The following is a 19024-nucleotide window of genomic DNA, read 5'->3' on the forward strand; positions in this document are numbered from 1 at the left end:
CGGGCGGGCGCTGCGGCGCGCACCATGGCAGGGCCCAGCACCCACCCACCGGGAGGCACCCCGCATGACCCAGATCCCCACCGTCACGCTCAACACCGGCACGACGATGCCCGTCCTCGGCTTCGGTGTCTTCCAGGTGCCGCCGGAGGAGACCGAGCGGGTCGTCACCGACGCGCTCGCCGCCGGCTACCGCCACCTCGACACCGCGGCCGGGTACCGCAACGAGGAGGCCGTGGGCCGCGCGGTCGCCGCCAGCGGGATCCCGCGCGAGGAGCTGTTCATCACGACCAAGCTGTGGAACCACGACGGCGGTGAGGAGGGCACCCGCCGCGCCTTCGCGACCTCCCTCGAGAAGCTCGGCCTCGACTACCTCGACCTCTACCTCATCCACCAGCCCTTCGGCGACTACTACTCCTTCTGGCGCGCGATGTCCGAGCTGCACCGCGAGGGCACCGCCCGCGCGATCGGCGTCTCGAACTTCTTCCCCGACCGCCTCGTCGACCTCGTCCAGCACGCCGACGTTGTCCCGGCCGTCAACCAGGTCGAGACCCACCCCTTCTACCAGCGCACCACCGACCAGGAGGTCATGGCCGGGCTCGGCGTGCAGATCGAGTCGTGGGGGCCGCTCGCCGAGGGCAAGAACGACATCTTCTCCAACCCCACCCTCACCGCGATCGGCGAGGCGCACGGCAAGACCGTCGCGCAGGTGACGCTGCGTTGGCTCGTCCAGCGCGACGTCGTCGTCATCCCCAAGTCCGTGCGCCCCGAGCGCATGGCGGAGAACATCGACATCTTCGACTTCGAGCTGAGCGAGGAGGAGATGGGCCGGATCGCCGGGCTCGAGACCGGCCGCTCCATCGCCCTGGACCACCACGACCCCAAGGTGGCCAAGAAGCTGGGCGGCGTGCGGCTCGGCTAGGCAGCGCGGGCCCCGCCGTCGTGATGACGACGGCGGGGCGGCGCCCCGTCCCTGGTAGCATCGTCCCCGCAGTCCCGCGTAGCTCAACGGCAGAGCATCCGACTGTTAATCGGACGGTTGCTGGTTCGAATCCAGCCGCGGGAGCCAGCCGAGCCTCCTTCGGGAGACGTTCAGTCAGCCGTGGACGTGGCTTGGACGAGCTGGCCGGTGTCGGCCGTGAAGTCGAGAGAGACGGTCGAGCAGTTCTCGGACAGGCCCTCGTAGACGACCGAGAATCTCTGGTCCAGCGTCTGGTCGAGCTGGCGTGCCGGAGGGCCCCAGGCCGCCTCGACCTCCGACCACGGTGCGCCCCAGCAGAGCCCGTACGGCATGGGTCCGGTGTGCACGGAGGGGCCCCGCCAGGCGATCGCCTGCCGGGGCCCCTCCTCACCCAGCCGGTCAGCCGGTGGTCATCCGACGGCGGACGACGAGCCCACCACCGCCCGCCACCAGGAGCAGCGCGAGCAGCAGGACGGTGAGCTCGACACCCGTGACGGGCAGGCCGCCGCGGCCCGGACCGTCCGACCCGCCCGCCGGCGGCGTGGCCCCGTCGGTCGGCCCGTCCGTCGGGGCCGGGGAACCGGTCGGCGGCTCCGTCGGCTCCTCCGTGGGCGGCGTGGTCGGCTCCTCGGCCGCGTCCACGAGCTGGCCCACGCCCCACCGGGCCGTGCTCTGGTAGCCGAGCCCGGTCGGGTCGGCCCAGTTGCGGATCGCGGTGCGGGTCGCGACGCCGTCGAGGGTGCTCGCGTCGTTGACCTGGAAGTCCAGGCCGTGGAACGTGCCGAGGCCGCCCTCCTCGAGGAGGCTGATCGCCACCTCGACGACGTACCCGTCCTCGGTCACCGACGTTGCGCTCTCCACGCGGTTCGCCTGGAACGCCTCGTCGCCGGTGCCGAAGGACACGACGTTCTCGTAGCTGACCCGGATCTGCGTGTCGTCGTAGCGGTACGGGCCGTTCTTGTAGTTGCCCGCGTCGACGTAGATCTCCACCGAGTCCTGCGCCCACGGGTCGCTGTGCTCGGCGTTCAGCTCGTCGTCGGTCACCTCCATGAGGACGTAGAGCGTGCTGTCGTCCCACAGGGTGCGGACCTGCGCCGTCGCCGCCTCGTCCGCGCCCGTCCCCGCGGAGAGGAAGGTCTGCTTGCCGGTGGTGACGACGTTCGCCGACTCCCACACGTCGTCGACCTCCCCGTCGACGTCCGGCAGCTCCTCGGCGGGGGCCACCTCCAGGTAGGAGAGCGGCTCGACGAGCGTGAGCTGCGCGAGCGTGCCCGGGGAGCTCCAGCCGACCGTGCCGTCGTCACCGACGGTCCGGAGGTCGAAGCCGACGATGTCCCCCTCGCCCGCCCCGTCGAGCGGGACGTGGACGACGGCGAGCCAGGCGTCGTCGAGGTCGGCGGTGACGGCGTCGACGTCGCCCGAGCCGTCACGCCCGACGGTGTAGGTATCCTCGCCGACGACGATCTCGACCGCGTCCGCATCGCCCGTGACGGCGGCGAGCACCGTGAGGTGGTCCTCCGCCCAGCGCAGCTGGAACGCCGCCAGCTCGTCGAGGGCCTCGTCCTGGACCGTGTGGAGGGGCAGCTGGGCCCACTCGACGGCGTCCCACGCGTCGTCGTCGAGGGCGACGTCCCCGGCGAAGACGAACGCCGAGCGCTGGCGCGGCGGCAGCTCCTCGCTGTCGACGGCGCCGTAGTACGCCGGCTTGGCGCGGAGGGCGCCGTCGAACAGCAGCGGCGCGCCGTTGTCGTTGCGCCAGCTGCGGGTGTCGATGAGCCCCCACACCGTCACCGAGTACAGGTCCTCGGCGTACTCCCGGAACACGCGGAACGCGTCGCGGTAGTAGTAGCCCTGCTCGACGAGCAGCGCCTGCGTCACGGGGGTGCCGGTGGTGACGTCGAGCTCGGTGACCACCTGGACGAGCCCGGTGTCCTGGAAACGGACGATCGCGTCCTCCAGCGCCTGGACCGGCACGGCGAGGTTGACGTGGAACTGGTGGCCCACGCCGTCGATCGGCACGCCGCGGTCGACCAGCCGCTCGACGAGGTCGAAGTACCGCGTCTGCTTGCCTGACTGCTCGGTGTTGTAGTCGTTGATGAACAGCGTGACCGGGCGGTCGGTGCCCGGCGCGGCGTAGACGTCGTTGAACGCCTCGTCCGCGTACTCGAAGGCAAGGTCGATGAACTCCTCGCCGAGGACCCGGTACCACTCGCTGCGGCGCAGCCCGTCGGCAAACTCGCCGCTGTCGGAGACGACCTCGTTGACGACGTCCCAGGCGTTGAGCGGGTTGGTCTCGCTGCCGAACAGCCCGTACTGCTCACTCATCGTCTCGGCGACGGAGAAGATGTGCTCGCGCATCCGGTCCCGCAGCACCTGCTGGTCCGCCGCGCTCGTGGTGAGTGGCGCGCCGGCCGCGTCCTGGAAGAACCAGGCCGGGGTCTGGCTGTGCCACACGAGCACGTGGCCGTACACGTCGAGGTCCTCGGCCTGGGCGAAGTCCATGATCGCCGCGGCCTCGGGGTGCATCCGGAAGGTGCGCCCGTCGTACCAGGCCTCCGGCTTCATGTGGTTCTCGCCGGTCACCTGGTCGAAGTGGCGGGTGGTGAGCGCCGCGGAGTCGCCGAGGGTCTCGCGGCGGTCGATGGCCACGCCCACGGGGAAGGGCACCGTGTCCCTGAGCGGGGTGAGGTCCTCGATCCCGGTGCTGTCCTGGGAGCGGATCGTCACGTCGTCGACGAGGAAGTCGCCGTCGCTGCCGGTGTTGTAGCTCGTCTCGAAGTAGAGCCGGGCGCTGTCGGCGGCCGGCATGGTGAACGTGGCCGTCACCTGCGTCCACTCCGCGGCCGTGACGCCGGGGACCTGGGCGACGGTGTCGAAGGCGTCGGCCCCGGCGGTGGTGCGCTGCATGCTCAGCCAGATGTCGTCGGGGGCCTCACCGGCGGCCATCTTCACCCACGCGGTGACCTCGTACGTCACGCCGGTCTCGACCCGCCCCGTGAGGTCGAGGCCGATGCCGTCGCCCTGGGAGGTACGGTCAGAGACGAGCGCCGCCTGTGCGCCGCCGTGCGCCTCCGCGGTCGTGACGGACACCGTCGGGTCCCCGTCCGCGTCACCGCGCGGGGTCCAGCCCTGCAGGCCGTCCTCGAAGTCGAAGGTGAGGTCGAGCGGGGCGACGGGGTCGAGCAGCCCGCCGCTGGGCAGCGTGAACGTGAAGCCCTCGGCCAGCCTCTCGGTGACGACGGTGCGGACCGCGGCGACCGAGCTCGCCCGGTTCCCTCCGCCGTCGTGGACGAGGACGACGGCGCCAGGGGTGACGGCGGCGCGCAGGTTCGCGGTCAGCGTCGCCTCGGACAGGTCGTTGCCGTCCCAGTCGAAGATGAGGTTGCCCAGACCGAGCGGCTGCATCCCGAGGGCGACGGCGACCTCGGGCGTGACGCCCCAGCTGCCGTTCGGCGCCCGGAAGTAGGGGACCGGGTGGTCCGGGTCGTCCAGCGCCTCCCGGATGATGGCGAGGTTCTCCTTGAGGTCCGCCTCGACCTGCTCGTGGGACCACGCACCCATGTCGGCGTAGCTCGTCGTGTGGTTGCACAGGGTGTGCCCCTCGGCGACCATCCGGCGCAGGAGGTCCGCGCCGCCCTCGGCCTGGATGTTCTGGCCGATGACGCAGAACGTCGCGGTGAGGTCGTTCTCCGCGAGGAAGTCGAGGAGGTCCGTGGTCTCGCCCGGGTTCGGGCCGTCGTCGAAGGTCAGCGCGGCCACGTCACCGGTGCCACGCGCCGTCGTCACCTGCGCCTCGACCGGGTTCGTCGCCCCGCCCGGGACGAAGTCCGGGTCCGGTGCCGGCTCCCACTCCCCGCCGTCGTCGGGTGCGACCGTGATGAGGAGGTCGTCGACGAGGTAGGTGTAGGGGCCCTCGGGCAGGTCGGCGGTGCCGATGTAGACCTGACCGTCCGCGGGCGCCGTGAGGGTGCCGGTCACGGTGGTCCACGCGTCGGCGGTCATCGTCGTGTTGCCGATCCACGTGTATCCCGGCTTCATGACGAAGCGCACGCCGGCCGACCCGGGCGTGCCCTCCGCGAGCCGGGCGCGCATGGAGAAGGTGTACTCCGTACCCTCCTCGAGCAGCCCGGCGGGCGTCTGGATGCCGATGTAGTCGGCGCTCCGGCCCGCGACCTGCAGGGCCTTGCCGCCGTCGCGGTCGTCGACGACGGACAGGGTGGGCTCACCGCTGGGCGTCCACGGCTCCCACGAGTCGTCCTCGAAATCGGTGCTCACGACGACGACGGGGTCGCCCGCCGCCGCGGGGGAGGGCTGGCTCGGCGCTGCCGAGGCGGCGACCCCTCCGGTCATCGTGAGGGCCAGCAGGCCGGCCCCCAGGGGTCGCCAACGTGGTCGGTTCCGCGTCATCTCTGCTCCTTCGCAGATGGTCGAGGTGGTGCCGAGGAGCACGCTAGCCGAGTTCGAAAACGTTGTCGATAACGGTGTCGAGGGGCGAGGGCGGCCCGCAGCACACAGGACGCCCGGCCGGAGCAGCTCCGGCCGGGCGTCCTGCGTTCGTCGGCGCCCTCGGGGGAGCGCCCGGTCTCAGCCTGCCGCGGGGCGGCGGATCCCGAGGGTGTCGGTCCCGTTGCCGTCCCAGTCGCCGACGTAGACCTCGTCTCCTGCGCGCCCGAAGGTGACCACCGTGTCCGCGTCCCCGCCCCGCAGGGCGTTGTTGACGTAGTACGTGCGGCCACGCTGGACGGCGAAGGTGTCGGTGCCGTTGCCGTCCCAGTCCCCGGCCAGGGTGACGTCCCCGGCCCGGCCGTACCGGAAGGTGACGTCCGCGTCGCCGCCACGCAGGGAGTTCTTCACGTGGTAGGTGGCGGCGCGGCGCACCGTGAAGGTGTCCGTGCCGTCCCCGTCCCAGTCGCCCACGAGCACCTGGTCCGCCTCCCGGCCGTACCGGAAGACGACGTCGGCGGCCCCGCCGCGCAGGGAGTTCTTCACGTGGTACTCGGCCCCGCGACGGACGGCGAAGGTGTCGGTGCCGTTGCCGTCCCAGTCGCCGACGAGGATGGTGTCGTCGGGCCGGCCGTAGGTGAGGACGACGTCGGCGTCACCGCCGCGCTGGCTGTCGGTCACGTGGAACCGGTTGCCGCGCCGCACCGCGATGGTGTCCTTGCCGTCCCCGTTCCAGTCGCCGACGTAGACCGCGTCGGTCCAGCGGCCGTAGGTGAAGAACACGTCGGTCGACCCGCGCCACGAGTTGGACAGGTGGAACTCCGCGCTCCGGCGGTCGGTGGGCTCCTCGGGGGCGGGCACGACGACGACGACCGCGCTGTCCGCGGAGGCCTCGAGGACGTCGAAGCCGAGGAACTCGGCGGTGACGGTGTGCTCGCCCGGCGCGAGGCCGGCCGGCAGCGTCGCGGTCGCGACGCCGTCCTCGAGGAGGACCGTCTCGGTCCACGAGCCGGCGCTGAAGGTCACCTCACCACCGGTCTCGAAGGTGTCCTCCGCGGTGACGGTGGCGCTGACCGTGGCGGTCTGCCCCTCCTGCACCTCGGCGTCGACGGTGAGCTCCGTCGTCGTCGGCACGTCCTCGTTCTCGATGCCGCGGATGTCGTTCCACTCCCGCAGGGTGATCGGGATGACGGTGCCGTGGCGGGGTCGCGGCACGCCGGCGTTGGTCATGGTGATCTGCTTGGGGTCCCAGGTCTCGGCTTCGATGTCCTCGCTGCACGCGGCCTGGTAGCCGCCGCCGTTGGTGTACCGGTCGCCCCACAGGTAGAACTCGCCCGGGCACGCGGTGTCACCGGGGTTCGCCTGGAAGAGGACCGGGCCCTCGTAGCCCTGGTTCGGGTCCCACGTGGTCCGGCCCAGCGCCGGGGCGAGCAGCTCCCAGTTGTCGAGGTCGCTGTCGAGGAAGTCGGTGTGCTTCTCGGAGAAGAGGTCGGACCCGGCGTTGCCCGCCTCGTCCTTGGTCACCCGGTAGTAGTAGTCGCCCACCTTGAGGGCGGTCGTGTCGATCGACGACCGGGGGAACGGGTCCTGCCACACCTGCGGCTCGGAAAAGGTCTGGAAGTCGCGCGTGACGTTGTACCACATCTGCGCGTTGCCCTGGCCGGTGCGGTTGACCGGGTCGTCCCACAGGGACTGGGCCCAGAAGACGGCGTAGGCGCCGATCTCCTCCACCCACAGCGACTCCGGCGCGAAGGCGTTGCCGGCGTCGTCGGGGGCGACCTTGACGTGCCGCTGCGGCGTCCAGTTAACGAGGTCGTTGGACTCGAAGACCTCGATGTACTGGGTGTCGTTGATGTTGTACCCACCCTGGTCGTACCAGTTGAGGTCGGTGGCGATCATGTAGAAGGTGTCGCCGTCGGGGGAGCGGACGATGTGGGGGTCACGCAGGCCCTGGTCGCCCAGCTCGGAGATGAGCGAGGGCTGCCCCCCGGTGAGGCCGGTCCAGTCGAGGGCGGTGTTGCCGTTCGACGTCGCGAACATGATCTGCTCGCCGTCGGCCAGGTGCTCGCCCTTGAAGTAGCCGAGGAAGTAGCGCTCGTACTCCTCGACGCGGGGCATGGCCCTGACCGTGGCCTCGAAGGTCTTCGTCTCCGACGCCTCGCCCTTGGTGGCGGTGGCGGTGAGGGTGACGTCGACGTCGGGGTGGCCGTAGGCCGGGCGGGTCACCTCACCGGTCGGGCTGACGACCTCGGGGACGCTGGACTCCCACGTGATGGTCGAGCCGAACTCGCCCTCCGCGGGCAGGGTGATGTGCCCGCGGACGTCGTCGGTCGCGTAGAGCTCGAGGTCGTAGATGTCGCGCTCGACGGCCGGTGAGTCCTGGAACTCGGCCTTGACGGTGACCTCGATGTCGCGGGTGACGACCTCGCTGCCCTTGCGCACGGTCGCGGTCAGCGTCGCGCTGGCGTCGGGCTCCCCGACGGCGGGCCGGGTGACCCGGCCGGTGACGTCGACCTTCGGCGCGCTCGCCGGCGGGGTGACGACCTCGACGACGGACGGGTCGGAGGACTCCCAGGTGATCGTCGACCCGGCCACCGCGCCGAACTTCGGCAGGACGATGTCGCGGACGATCGCGTCGGTGAGGCCCAGGTCGAGCGCGTCCGCGTCCTCCTGGGCGCCCGTGGCGACCGTGTCGGCCGCGAGGGCGGCGGCGTCGTCGGCGTCGACGGCGCGGTCGTAGACGCGGAAGTCGCGCAGGGTCCCGCGGAAGGAGTAGTCCCCGGACGTCTGGGAACGGCCGAGGAAGTTGCAGTTCGTGCCGGCGGCTGCGTTGACCGACGGCGGGGTGGTGAGGCCCGTGACCTGGCTCTGCTCGGCGCCGTCGACGTACACCGTCCCGGTCCAGGTGGTGCCGTCCTCGTTGAGGGACTGGGTGTAGGTGACGTGCTTCCAGGCTCCTTCGCGGAGGCGCTCCTGGTGCAACGCCTGGTTCCCGACCTGGACGCGGAAGCGGGCACCGGGCCGGTTCGCCGCGGTGTTGGAGGCGAAGATGGAGCCCTGGAGCCCGGTGTCGACGTCGCAGGTGCCGGCCTTGCTGGCCAGGCTCCAGATCTGGTGGTGGCCGACGTTCGCGGGGTCGACCCACACGTCGTAGTCGACCGTGAGGTCGGTCATCCCCGCGGTGAGGTCGTCCGGCAGCTCGACGTACGCGCCCTCGAGGGCGGTCTCGTAGGAGTCCGGGTTGAGCCGCACCCCCTCACCGGTCAGCGTGGCCTTGTCCGCGTTGACCAGGGTGGCGGGTGTCCCGTCGGAGCCGGAGTTCGCCAGGACGGTTCCGCTCGTCTCGTCCAGCCGGAAGTGGTGGACCAGCCCCTCGAGGTCGGGCTCCGCGTCCGGGGAGACGGAGCCCGCAGCTGCCGAGCTGCCGAGCCCGCCGATCCCCACGGTGAGGGCGGTGATGGCGCCGAGCAGCCGCGTTCGCCGCTGTCTCGTCGCGGTCGGGTCAGGTGTCATGGATCGCGTACTCCTTCGTCGTGATCGGGCCTGCAAGCGCGCGCGGCTGGAGGCTTCCCCCGACCACGGCGCGCGACCGGTCCGCGTCGGCGTGGACCGGTGGAAATGCGCCTGAACCGGCGATGTTGCCGCTCACATCGGCGGGTGTCAAGGGTGCTTCCACGAAGAGGACGCCGTCAGCGGCCGGCCCGCGAGGCCACCCGCCAGCGGTCGCCACGGCCGAGATCGCCGCAGCGGGACGCCGGGTGGTGCTTGGGTGCGCGCGGCCGCCGCCGCCGTCGTGTGTGTGGACTTTTCGACCTCCTCCGTCGAGAAGTCCACACACAGGAGGGCTGAGGTCGCAGGTGGGCGTGATCCCGAGCACTGGGTGAACCGTGGGAAACTGGTCCCCATGGCTATGCGTGACATCCGCGTCGTGGGTGACCCCGTCCTGCGCACCCCGTGCGAACCGATCACGGACATCGACGACCGCGTCAAGATGCTCGTCGAGGACCTCCTCGAGACGGTCGACACCGAAGGACGCGCCGGACTGGCCGCCAACCAGATCGGTGTGAGCCTGCGCGCGTTCTCGTGGAACATCGACGACGAGATCGGCTACGTCCTCAACCCGCGTCTCGTCGAGGTCTCCGAGGAGGAGTACCAGGACGGCGACGAGGGCTGCCTGTCCGTGCCGGGCCTGTGGTTCCCCACCGAGCGCGCCTGGTACGCCCGCGTCGAGGGCACCGACCTCGACGGCAAGACGGTCGTCGTCGAGGGTGAGGAGCTCATGGCCCGCTGCCTCCAGCACGAGTGCGACCACCTCGACGGCATGCTCTACATCGACCGGCTCGAGCGGGCCCAGCGCAAGAAGGCGATGCGCGCGATCCGCGAGATGCTCTGACCCCTTCCGCCGGCGCTGATCGTCGGTTAGGGTAAGCCGCTGGTCCGGCCCTCGGACCTCACCTTGGGGAGGGTGCGTGCTCAACCTCTTTAGCCTCACCGCGCGCTACGACTGCGACCTCGGTCGTCAGGCCAGCGCGCTGTGTTGTCGACCCTGAGCACCCGCGGGACCTGAGCCCCGGACGCCCCCCGGCAACGACGCCGACCCACATCTCGCCGACCCGTGTCGGCACGCGTCCGAGTACCCGCGTCGACGCGCGCGCCTGTCGCGCGCCGTCACCCCTGTCACCTTCGCGTACCCGGAAAGGCAGTCATGTCCACGTCCACTGCACCTACCCGACGGCGTCTGCGGGCGCCGTCCTTCACCGTCCAGATCCTGGCCGCCCTCGTCCTGGGCGTGCTGCTCGGGTGGTGGGCGCTCGCGATCGGTGAGGGCCCGAACGAGGAGCCCAACGGGCTCACCGTCGCGCTCAGCACGATCGGCTCGACCTTCGTCAGCCTGCTGCGCGCCACCGTCCCGCCGCTCGTCTTCACCGCGATCGTCGCCTCGATCGCCAACCTGCGCGGCGTGGCCAACGCGGCCCGCCTCGCCGGCCAGACGCTCCTGTGGTTCGCCATCACGGCGGCGGCCTCGGTGGTCATCGGCATCGGGCTCGGCCTGCTCATGCAGCCGGGCATCAACACCTCCGTGGGTGCCGACGCCGCGAGCGACCCCGGGCGTTCCGGCAGCTGGCTCGACTTCCTCAGCGGCCTCGTGCCGGTGAACTTCCTCGGCCTGGAGACCTCGGCCTCGCTCGAGCGGAGCGAGACGGGTGACGTCCTCGGTGTCGGCAGCTCGCTGAGCTTCAATGTGCTGCAGATCCTCGTCATGGCGCTCGTCGTCGGCATCGCCGCACTCAAGGTGGGCGACAAGGCCGAGCCGTTCCTCTCGGTCAACCGCTCCCTGCTCGCCATCATCCAGAAGGTGCTGTGGTGGATCATCCGCCTCGCGCCGCTGGGCACCCTCGGCCTCATCGGCCGCGCGATCGCCACCTACGGCTGGGACGCGCTCGCGCCGCTCGGCACCTTCGCCGGCGCCGTCTACATCGGTCTGGCGCTCGTGCTCCTCGTCGTCTACCCGATCGTCCTGCGGACCAACGGGCTCGGCGTCATGCGCTTCTTCCGTGGCGCGTGGCCGGCCATCCAGCTGGCCTTCGTCTCCCGCTCCTCCATCGGCACGCTGCCGCTGACCCAGCGGGTGACCGAGCGCAACCTCGGCGTCCCGCCGGCCTACGCCTCCTTCGCCGTGCCGCTGGGTGCGACGACGAAGATGGACGGCTGCGCCTCGATCTACCCGGCCCTCGCCGCGATCTTCGTCGCCCAATTCTTCGGGCTCGAGCTCGGCGTCACCGACTACCTCCTCATCGCGTTCGTGTCCGTCGTCGGTTCCGCCGCGACGGCGGGCCTCACCGGCGCGATCGTCATGCTCACCCTCACGTTGTCGACCCTGGGTCTGCCGCTGGAGGGCGTGGGCCTGCTCCTCGCCATCGACCCGATCCTCGACATGGGCCGCACGGCGACGAACGTCGCCGGCCAGGCGCTCGTGCCGACCGTCGTCGCCAAGCGCGAGGGCATCCTCGACCTCGAGCGGTACAACTCCGCCAACGCCGAGAACATCTTCTCGGAGGAGGACGAGGAGCGCGCCGCCGAGGCGCCCGAGCAGGTCAGTGGGCGGCCCGAGGCCGCCGAGCCGCTGCCGACGCGCGCCTGAGCCGAGCGCCGGGACGGTCCGCAGCCGCGGGCCGCCCCGGCGCCGGTGTGGCATGATGAACCCGTTACGTCGTGATCGTGACGAGCCGCTGGTTCCAGCACTGAGGTCGTAGGGGAAGACGTACCTCAACCGGAACCAGGAGGGTCGACATGAGTGGTGCCATCACCCGCGGCGTCATCTTCGTGCACTCTGCGCCCCGCGCGCTGTGCCCCCACATCGAGTGGGCGGCAGGGACGGTCCTCGACGGCCGCGTCTCCCTGGAGTGGACGGAGCAGCCTGCCGCGCCCGGACTCTTCCGCGCCGAGTACTCGTGGGCCGGGCCCGTCGGCACCGGGGCGCGCCTCGCCTCGGCGCTGCGCGGCTGGACCCACCTGCGCTACGAGATCACCGAGGACCCCGCGCCAGGCGTCGACGGCGGCCGCTGGTCCCACACGCCCGAGCTGGGGATCTTCCATGCCCAGACCGACGCCCACGGCAACGTCGTCGTGCCCGAGGACCGCATCCGCGCGGCCCTCGAGTTCGCCGCCGACCCCGCCCGCATGCGCCACGAGATGAACCTGGCGCTCGGCCAGGCCTGGGACGACGAGCTCGAGCCCTTCCGCTACGCCGGCGCCGGCGCCCCCGTGCGCTGGCTCCACCGCGTCGGCTGACCCCGCGTGGGCGGTGGGCGGTGAGATCGAGGCGGTCAGCGGATGAGCGCGGACGCCTCCTGGCGTGACCGGGCCGGCTCGAGGAGGTGCTCCAGGGAGGGCGGCACCTGCTCGCCGCGCCGGCGCATCGCCGTGCCCCACAGCCGCCCGGCCCGGTAGGACGAGCGCACGAGCGGCCCCGCCATCACCCCGAGGAAGCCCATCTCCTCCGCGGCCTCGGACAGGTCGACGAACTCCTCCGGCCGCACCCAGCGCTCCACCGGGTGGTGGCGCACCGAGGGACGCAGGTACTGGTTGACCGTCAGCAGGTCACAGCCGGCGTCGCGGAGCAGCTCCATCGCCTCGAGGACCTCGGTCATGGTCTCGCCCATGCCGAGCATGAGGTTGGACTTGGTGACGAAGCCGTCCTCCCGCGCAGCCCGGAGCACGCCCAGGGAGCGCTCGTACCGGAAGCCCGGGCGGATCCGGCGGAAGACCCGCGGCACCGTCTCGATGTTGTGGGCCAGCACCTCGGGGCGCGAGGAGAAGACCTCGGCGAGCTGCTCGGGGCGGGCGTCGAAGTCCGGGATGAGCAGCTCCACCCCGGTGCCCGGGTTGAGCGCGTGGATCTGGCGCACCGTCTCGGCGTAGAGCCAGGCGCCGCCGTCGTCGAGGTCGTCGCGTGCCACGCCGGTCACGGTCGCGTACCGCAGGCCCATCGTGGCGACCGAACGCGCGACCTTGACGGGCTCCATCCGGTCGAGGGCATCGGGCCTGCCGGTGTCGATCTGGCAGAAGTCGCAGCGGCGGGTGCACTGCGAACCTCCGATGAGGAAGGTCGCCTCGCGGTCCTCCCAGCACTCGAAGATGTTCGGGCAACCGGCCTCCTCGCACACCGTGTGCAGGCCGTTGCCGTGCACGAGCTCCTTGAGGTCCCGGTACTCCGGGCCCATGGTGGCGCGGGTCTTGATCCACGGCGGCTTGCGCTCGATCGGGGTCTGCGCGTTGCGGGCCTCGACCCGCAGCATCCGGCGGCCCTCGGGGGCGATCGTCATGGTTCTCCGTTCGGGCTGGCTACCGGGCAGGGACTGCGGACGGGACGACGACGGCGGCCGGGGCGGGCCCGTCGTCGGGCGGCGTGGCGAGACACGGCGCGAGGGCCGCGGGCAGGTGGTGTGCCGTCGAGTCGGCGACGTCGAGCACGGTGACCCTCCGACCGGCCTCGCGCGTCAGCGACGTGACCCCGGCGTCGGTGATGCCGCAGGGGACGATGGTGGCGAAGGGGGCGAGGTCGGCGTCGGCGTTGACCGCCACCCCGTGCATGGTGACCCCGCGGGCGACCCGGACACCGACGGCGGCGAGCTTGCGGTCGGGGTCACCCGTCACCCAGACGCCGGAGCGTCCCGGGACACGGACCCCGCGCACCCCCCACTCGGCGGCGAGGTCGATGACGGTCTGCTCCAGGGCACGGACGTAGGCGACGACGTCGACGGGATCGGCGAGCCGCACGACGGGGTAGACGACGAGCTGCCCGGGCCCGTGCCAGGTGAGGCGCCCGCCGCGGTCGACCTCGACGACGTCACTGCCGTCGGTGGGCCGGTCCGAGCGCGCGGTACGCCGTCCGGCGGTGTAGACACTCGCGTGCTCGAGGAGCAGCACGGTGTCCGGGCGGCGCCCGGTAGCGACGTCGTCGTGGATCTCCCGCTGCAGCTCCCACGCCTCACGGAAGCCCACGAGAGACATTCCTAGACGCAGTCGAACAATGTCCACGGACCCACCGTACCCGCTCCACGCCCCCGGGTACGCACCAACGGCCACCAGGCCGCCCCTCAGGGGCGTCCCGATGACCGTGGGTCCGTACTCGGCGGGGAGAGGGGTGGTGCGTCAGGCGTTGCGGACGGCCAGCGCCACGTTGTGGCCGCCGAAGCCGAAGGCGTTGTTGACGGCGACGACGTCGCCCGAGGGCAGGTCGCGCGGGGTGTTGCGGACGAGGTCGATCTCCAGGTCCGCGTCCATCTCGGTGACGTTGATCGTCGGGGGAGCGGTGCGCTCCTTGATCGCGAGGACGGTGAAGATCGTCTCCAGCGCGCCGGCGCCACCGAGGAGGTGGCCGGTCATCGACTTCGTCGCGGAGATCGTCACGTGGTCGGCCTCGGCGCCCAGGCCGCGGCGGATGGCGGCGGCCTCGATGCCGTCACCCACGGGGGTGGACGTCGCGTGCGCGTTGACGTGGACGACGTCGCGGCCGGTGGCCCCGGCGTCCTCGAGGGCGAGACGCATGGCGCGCTCCTGGCCCTGGCCGGTCGGGTCGGGCGGCGCGATGGCGTAGGCGTCGGACGTCATGCCGACGCCGCAGATCTCGGCGTAGACGCGGGCGCCGCGGGCAGCGGCGTGCTCCGCGCTCTCCAGGACGAGGATCCCGGCACCCTCACCCATGACGAAGCCGTCGCGGCTCACGTCGTAGGGGCGCGAGGCGCCGGCAGGGTCGTCGTTGCGGGTGGACAGCGCCTGCATCTTGGCGAAGGCGGCGAGCGGCATCGGGTGGATCGCGGCCTCGGTGCCGCCGGCGACGACGACGTCGGCGCGGCCCGAGCGGATCATCTCCACGCCCATGGCGATCGCCTCGGCGCCGGAGGCACAGGCGGAGACGGGGGCGTGGGCCCCGGCCCGGGCGCCGACCTCGAGGGAGACGTAGCCGGAGGGGGAGTTGGGCATGAGCATGGGGACGGTCAGCGGCATGACGCGACGCGCGCCGCGCTCCTTGACGGTGTCCCAGGCGTCGAGCAGCGTCCACACGCCGCCGATCCCGGAGGAGACGACGGCGCCGAGGCGCTCGGGCTCGACCTCGGGGGTACCGGCGTCGGCCCACGCCTCACGGGTCGCGATGACGGCGTACTGGGCGCTGGGGTCCATCTTGCGGGTCTCGTTGCGCGCCAGGACGTCCGCGGCCGGCACGGCGAGCTGGCCGGCGAAGGTCACCGGGATCTCGTAGCGCTCGGACCAGTCGTTCTCGAGGGTGCGCACACCCGAGCGTCCGGCGAGCGCACCGGCCCAGGTGGAGGACACGTCGCCGCCCAGCGGCGTGGTGGCTCCGAGCCCGGTGACGACGACGGTGGTGGTGGCCATGGCAGCTCCTCGGGTGTGGCGGGGGTGGGGGACGACCGGGGCGGCGGGGCCGCCCCGGTCGACTCGGTCAGGCGTTCTGGGCGCCCTGGATGAAGGAGACGGCGTCCTGCACGGTCGCGAGGTTGGCGACCTCCTCGTCGGGGATGCGGACCTCGAACTTCTCCTCGGCCAGCGTCACGATCGTCATCATCGACAGGGAGTCGATGTCGAGGTCGTCGGTGAAGGACTTCTCCGGGAGGACGGCGTCGACCGGCAGACCGGTCTCCTCGTTGACGATCTCCGCCAGTCCAGCCAGGATCTCCTGCTCGCTGTAAGCCATGGGCGTTGCTCCAATTCGGTGTGGGTTGGTCGAAAAACAGTGTGGTCTACGACGTGCTCGCCGCTCCTGGCGACGCGCCCGTCACGGCAGGGCCACGACCTGGGCGGCGTAGGCGAGACCGGCGCCGAAGCCGATCTGCAGGGCCAGTGCCCCGGGCTCCACGGCGCCCTCACGCTGCAACCGCTCGGTGGCGAGGGGGATGGAGGCGGCGGAGGTGTTGCCGGTCTGGGCGATGTCACGGGCGATGACCACGGACTCGGGCAGCCCCAGCTGCTTGGCGAGCTGGTCGATGATCCGCATGTTGGCCTGGTGCGGGATGAACACCTCGATGTCCTCCGGCGCGAGCCCGGCCGCCTCGATGGCGGCGCGGGCCGCCTTCGCCATCTCGAAGCTCGCCCACTTGAACACCGTCGGGCCCTTCTGGCGCAGCGTCGGCCACGAGGTGTCGGTCCCGTCGCGGAAGGTGAGCCAGGAGTGCGTCTGGTAGATCGCGTCGGCCTGGCCGCCGTCCGAGCCCCACACGGTGGGGCCGATGCCCGGGGTGTCGGACGGGCCGACGACGGCGGCCCCCGCGCCGTCGCCGAGGATGAAGGAGATCGTGCGGTCGGTGGGGTCGATGAAGTCCGACATCCGCTCCGCGCCGACGACGAGGACGTAGTCGGCGGCGCCGGCCCGCACGAGCGCGTCGGCCTGGGCGATGCCGTAGCAGTACCCGGCGCACGCCGCGGAGATGTCGTAGGCCGCGGCGGGGGTGGCGCCGATGCGGTCGGCGATGATCGTCGCCAGGGCCGGGGTCTGCTCGAGGTGGGTGACCGTGGCGACGATGACGGCGCCGAGCTGGGAGCCCTCGATGCCCGCGGCGGCCAGCGCCTTGCGGGCCGCCTCCTCGGTCATCGCCGCGATGGTCTGCTCCTCGGTAGCCCGGCGACGCTCGATGATCCCCGTGCGCTGCTGGATCCACTCGTCGGAGCTGTCGATGGGGCCGACGATGTCGTCGTTGGGCACGACGTTGTCGCCGCGGACCCCGCCGATGCCGAGGATGCGCGAGTAGGTGGTCGGCTGCGCCGAGCGCAGGGCGGGACGGGTCATCGGGAGCCTCCGTGCTCGCGCACCAGCTCGCGGGCCGCGTCGATCTGGTCGGGGGACTTCAGGGCGAGGGTCTGCACGCCCGGCAGCGTACGTCGGGCCAGACCGGTGAGGACACCGGCGGGCGCGAGCTCGATGACGGCGGTGACGCCGAGGTCGAGCATCGTCTGGCAGCACAGGTCCCAGCGCACCGGGCGGGCGACCTGGGCGACGATCCGCTCGAGGGCGTCGGCGCCGGAGCTGACGGCGGCGCCATCGGCGTTGGACAGGAGGGTGGCGCGCGGGTCGGCGGGTGCGATCGCCCCGGCCGCTGCGCGGACCTGCTCGACGGCGGGAGCCATGTGCTCGGTGTGGAAGGCGCCGGCCACCTGGAGCGGCACGACGCGGGCCTTGGCGGGCGGCGCGGCGGCGAGCGCGGCGAGCTGCTCGAGCGTGCCGGCGGCGACGACCTGGCCGCCGCCGTTGACGTTGGCGGCGGTGAGCCCGTGGGTGGTGAGTGCGGCGTCGACCTCGTCCGGGTCCCCACCGACGACGGCGCTCATCCCGGTGGGCGTGACGGCGGCAGCCGCGGCCATGGCCCGTCCGCGCACCCCGACGAGCGTGAGGGCGTCGGTGGCGCTCAGCGTGCCGGCGACGGCCGCGGCGGCGAGCTCGCCGACGGAGTGGCCCGCGGTGACGCCGACGGTGCTGGTGTCCTCACCGAGCAGCGCGTGCAGGGAGAGCAGGGACGCGGCGACGATGAGCGGCTGCGCGTACCGCGTGTCCCGGATCGTCTCGGCGTCCGCCCGGGTGCCGAGCTGGCGCAGGTCGGTCTGGGCGGCCTCGCTGAAGGCCTCGAGGGAGGCGTCGAGCGCGGGCAGCTCGAGCCAGGGGCTGAGCATGCCGGGGGCCTGGGCGCCCTGACCGGGGCAGAGGATGGCGAGCACGGATTCCACTCTGCCAACAATCCGGTCACCGCCCACGCCTACGACGCCTACCAACTCGTTTCCGAGGCCTTGTGGAGTGTCCACAAACTTCGGGGTGCGTCCTCGTCGTGGGGCGACGCCGGTCACACGCCGGAGTGGTCCCCGGCCCCCGCGGAGAGCCGTCCGACGACGAGCGCGACCTGGAGGACGAAGGCCTCCCGGGGGACCGTCGCGTCCCAGCCGACCACCTGGGAGATGCGGCGCAGCCGGTAGCGGACGGTGTTGGGGTGGACGTACAGGGCGCGGGCCGCGGCCTCGAGGGAGCGGCCCTGGGCGAGGTACTCGCCGAGCGTCTCAAGGAGCGGGCCGCCGGCCGTGGCGAGGGGCCGGTAGATCTCGGCGAGGAGGGTGCGGCGGGCCAGCGGGTCACCGTTGACGAGCCGTTCGGGCAGCAGCTCGTCGGCCTCGACGAGCTCGGGGGCGTCCGGCCACGCCGGCGCGGCGAGAAGACCGGCGAGGGCGGCGCGGGCCGAGCGGCCGGCGTCGGCGATGTCGGCCACCTGCGGGCCGATGACGACGGTGCCCGGCCGCAGCCGGGGCATGAGGGAGTCGGCGGCCGCACGCAGCTCCTCGCCACCGAGGACGACGACGAGCCGGTCGCCCTGGATGCCGACGAGGGCGTCGTGGGCGGCGCGGCGGCAGGCGCGGCGCAGCTCGGCGGTGCTGCGCTCGTCGAGCGGGCCGCGGGTGGTGCCGACGAGGACCACCGTCGAGCCGCTGCCCGACCAGCCGAGCGCGGAGGCGCGCGAGCGCAGCGAGGCGTCGGTGTCACCGCGCACGAGGGAGTCGACGACGAGTGCCTCGAGGCGCGCGTCCCACGCCCCCCGTGCCTCGGCGGCGCGGGCGTAGACCTCCGCGGCGGAGAAGGCGACCTCGCGGGAGTAGCGGAGGACGGCGTCGCGCAGGTCGCGCTGCTGGCCGGGGGCGGCGAGCTGGACGGCGTTGTCCTCGACGACCTCGACGACGAGCCGCACGAGCTGGAGGGTGTGCTGCAGCGAGATCGAGCGCGTGAGCTCGGGCGGCGCCGCGCGGAAGATCTCGGCCGCGTTGTAGGTCGCGGCGGAGGAGCTCTCGTACCAGGTGATGAAGGCCGCGATGCCGGACTGGGCGACGAGGCCGATCCACGAGCGGTCCTCGGCGGCGAGCTCGCGGTACCACGGGATCTCCGCGTCGAGCCGCTTGAGGGCCGCGGAGGTGAGCAGGTCCGTACCGCCCCGCAGGCGGCGGACGACGTCGGAGCTGTCGTGCGCGTCGGCGGACGCACTGCCGGGGACCATGGCCAGAGCATAAGGGAGCGCTTGTGGGAAGCCGACAAGAGCGCCCGGCTGGTGAGAATCGGCGCCCGATGTCCGGCGT

General features: G+C 72.2%; 14 protein-coding genes and 1 tRNA gene. 5 read left to right on the forward strand and 10 right to left on the reverse strand.

The window, feature by feature from the left end; all coding sequences use genetic code 11:
• Nucleotides 1–73 precede the first annotated feature (73 nt).
• Both GD632_RS10230 and GD632_RS10235 read left to right on the forward strand, forming a co-directional pair.
• The gene (locus GD632_RS10230) at nt 74–919 is read left to right on the forward strand and encodes an aldo/keto reductase (protein WP_152191936.1); all 846 of its coding nucleotides are present in this window, start codon (nt 74–76) and stop codon (nt 917–919) included.
• A gap of 72 nt (nt 920–991) precedes the next feature.
• Nucleotides 992–1066: transfer RNA gene (locus GD632_RS10235), tRNA-Asn, on the forward strand.
• A gap of 23 nt (nt 1067–1089) precedes the next feature.
• Here the strand turns inward: GD632_RS10235 and GD632_RS10240 are convergent.
• From GD632_RS10240 to GD632_RS10250, 3 genes are all read right to left on the reverse strand, one after another.
• On the reverse strand, nt 1090–1290 hold the full coding sequence (locus tag GD632_RS10240) for a hypothetical protein (protein WP_152191735.1): 201 nt from the start codon (nt 1288–1290) through the stop codon (nt 1090–1092).
• Nucleotides 1291–1357: 67 nt separating this feature from the next.
• Complete coding sequence (locus GD632_RS10245) at nt 1358–5365, reverse strand: endo-1,4-beta-xylanase (RefSeq protein ID WP_152191737.1); 4008 nt, start codon at nt 5363–5365, stop codon at nt 1358–1360.
• 177 nt (nt 5366–5542) lie between these two features.
• On the reverse strand, nt 5543–8914 hold the full coding sequence (locus GD632_RS10250; RefSeq protein ID WP_152191739.1) for an immunoglobulin-like domain-containing protein: 3372 nt from the start codon (nt 8912–8914) through the stop codon (nt 5543–5545).
• A gap of 391 nt (nt 8915–9305) precedes the next feature.
• On the opposite strand from GD632_RS10250, the gene def reads away from it, so the two are divergent.
• The 3 genes from def (at nt 9306) to GD632_RS10265 (ending at nt 12193) form a co-directional block, all read left to right on the forward strand.
• The gene (def, locus tag GD632_RS10255; RefSeq protein ID WP_152191742.1) at nt 9306–9794 is read left to right on the forward strand and encodes a peptide deformylase; all 489 of its coding nucleotides are present in this window, start codon (nt 9306–9308) and stop codon (nt 9792–9794) included.
• A 312-nt stretch (nt 9795–10106) separates the two neighbouring features.
• Nucleotides 10107–11543, forward strand: a complete 1437-nt coding sequence (locus GD632_RS10260) for a dicarboxylate/amino acid:cation symporter (RefSeq protein ID WP_152191744.1) — start codon at nt 10107–10109, stop codon at nt 11541–11543.
• Between the two features lie 149 nt (nt 11544–11692).
• Complete coding sequence (locus tag GD632_RS10265) at nt 11693–12193, forward strand: DUF3145 domain-containing protein (protein WP_110850683.1); 501 nt, start codon at nt 11693–11695, stop codon at nt 12191–12193.
• A 35-nt stretch (nt 12194–12228) separates the two neighbouring features.
• Here GD632_RS10265 and lipA read toward each other — a convergent pair whose 3' ends face one another.
• The 7 genes from lipA to GD632_RS10300 all read right to left on the reverse strand — a co-directional run bounded on the left by lipA (nt 12229) and on the right by GD632_RS10300 (nt 18945).
• Nucleotides 12229–13227, reverse strand: a complete 999-nt coding sequence (lipA, locus tag GD632_RS10270; RefSeq protein WP_152191746.1) for a lipoyl synthase — start codon at nt 13225–13227, stop codon at nt 12229–12231.
• Between the two features lie 19 nt (nt 13228–13246).
• The gene (lipB, locus tag GD632_RS10275; RefSeq protein WP_452176653.1) at nt 13247–13915 is read right to left on the reverse strand and encodes a lipoyl(octanoyl) transferase LipB; all 669 of its coding nucleotides are present in this window, start codon (nt 13913–13915) and stop codon (nt 13247–13249) included.
• A 141-nt stretch (nt 13916–14056) separates the two neighbouring features.
• Nucleotides 14057–15298 carry a beta-ketoacyl-ACP synthase II gene (gene fabF / locus GD632_RS10280; protein WP_152191750.1) on the reverse strand — a complete coding sequence of 414 codons (1242 nt, stop codon included), beginning with the start codon at nt 15296–15298 and terminating at the stop codon, nt 14057–14059.
• Nucleotides 15299–15365: 67 nt separating this feature from the next.
• On the reverse strand, nt 15366–15617 hold the full coding sequence (locus GD632_RS10285) for an acyl carrier protein (RefSeq protein WP_152191752.1): 252 nt from the start codon (nt 15615–15617) through the stop codon (nt 15366–15368).
• Nucleotides 15618–15698: 81 nt separating this feature from the next.
• A complete protein-coding gene (locus GD632_RS10290; RefSeq protein WP_152191755.1) occupies nt 15699–16706 on the reverse strand; it encodes a beta-ketoacyl-ACP synthase III in 1008 nt (335 codons plus the stop codon).
• The gene (locus GD632_RS10295) at nt 16703–17629 is read right to left on the reverse strand and encodes an ACP S-malonyltransferase (RefSeq protein WP_152191757.1); all 927 of its coding nucleotides are present in this window, start codon (nt 17627–17629) and stop codon (nt 16703–16705) included. Before GD632_RS10295 ends, GD632_RS10290 begins: the two co-directional genes overlap by 4 nt.
• A 122-nt stretch (nt 17630–17751) precedes the next feature.
• Complete coding sequence (locus tag GD632_RS10300) at nt 17752–18945, reverse strand: PucR family transcriptional regulator (RefSeq protein ID WP_152191759.1); 1194 nt, start codon at nt 18943–18945, stop codon at nt 17752–17754.
• Nucleotides 18946–19024: the final 79 nt, after the last annotated feature.

It is taken from the genome of Georgenia satyanarayanai (assembly GCF_009193135.1).
Taxonomy (GTDB): domain Bacteria; phylum Actinomycetota; class Actinomycetes; order Actinomycetales; family Actinomycetaceae; genus Oceanitalea; species Oceanitalea satyanarayanai.

Excerpts from the sequence above, each read along its gene's own strand:
- GD632_RS10240 (WP_152191735.1), bottom strand. The coding sequence starts at position 1,290 with ATGCCGTACGGGCTCTGCTGGGGCGCACCGTGGTCGGAGGTCGAGGCG.
- GD632_RS10245 (WP_152191737.1), bottom strand. The coding sequence starts at position 5,365 with ATGACGCGGAACCGACCACGTTGGCGACCCCTGGGGGCCGGCCTGCTG.
- GD632_RS10250 (WP_152191739.1), bottom strand. The coding sequence starts at position 8,914 with ATGACACCTGACCCGACCGCGACGAGACAGCGGCGAACGCGGCTGCTC.
- def (WP_152191742.1), top strand. The coding sequence starts at position 9,306 with ATGGCTATGCGTGACATCCGCGTCGTGGGTGACCCCGTCCTGCGCACC.
- GD632_RS10260 (WP_152191744.1), top strand. The coding sequence starts at position 10,107 with ATGTCCACGTCCACTGCACCTACCCGACGGCGTCTGCGGGCGCCGTCC.
- GD632_RS10265 (WP_110850683.1), top strand. The coding sequence starts at position 11,693 with ATGAGTGGTGCCATCACCCGCGGCGTCATCTTCGTGCACTCTGCGCCC.
- lipA (WP_152191746.1), bottom strand. The coding sequence starts at position 13,227 with ATGACGATCGCCCCCGAGGGCCGCCGGATGCTGCGGGTCGAGGCCCGC.
- lipB (WP_452176653.1), bottom strand. The coding sequence starts at position 13,915 with ATGTCTCTCGTGGGCTTCCGTGAGGCGTGGGAGCTGCAGCGGGAGATC.
- fabF (WP_152191750.1), bottom strand. The coding sequence starts at position 15,298 with ATGGCCACCACCACCGTCGTCGTCACCGGGCTCGGAGCCACCACGCCG.
- GD632_RS10285 (WP_152191752.1), bottom strand. The coding sequence starts at position 15,617 with ATGGCTTACAGCGAGCAGGAGATCCTGGCTGGACTGGCGGAGATCGTC.
- GD632_RS10290 (WP_152191755.1), bottom strand. The coding sequence starts at position 16,706 with ATGACCCGTCCCGCCCTGCGCTCGGCGCAGCCGACCACCTACTCGCGC.
- GD632_RS10300 (WP_152191759.1), bottom strand. The coding sequence starts at position 18,945 with ATGGTCCCCGGCAGTGCGTCCGCCGACGCGCACGACAGCTCCGACGTC.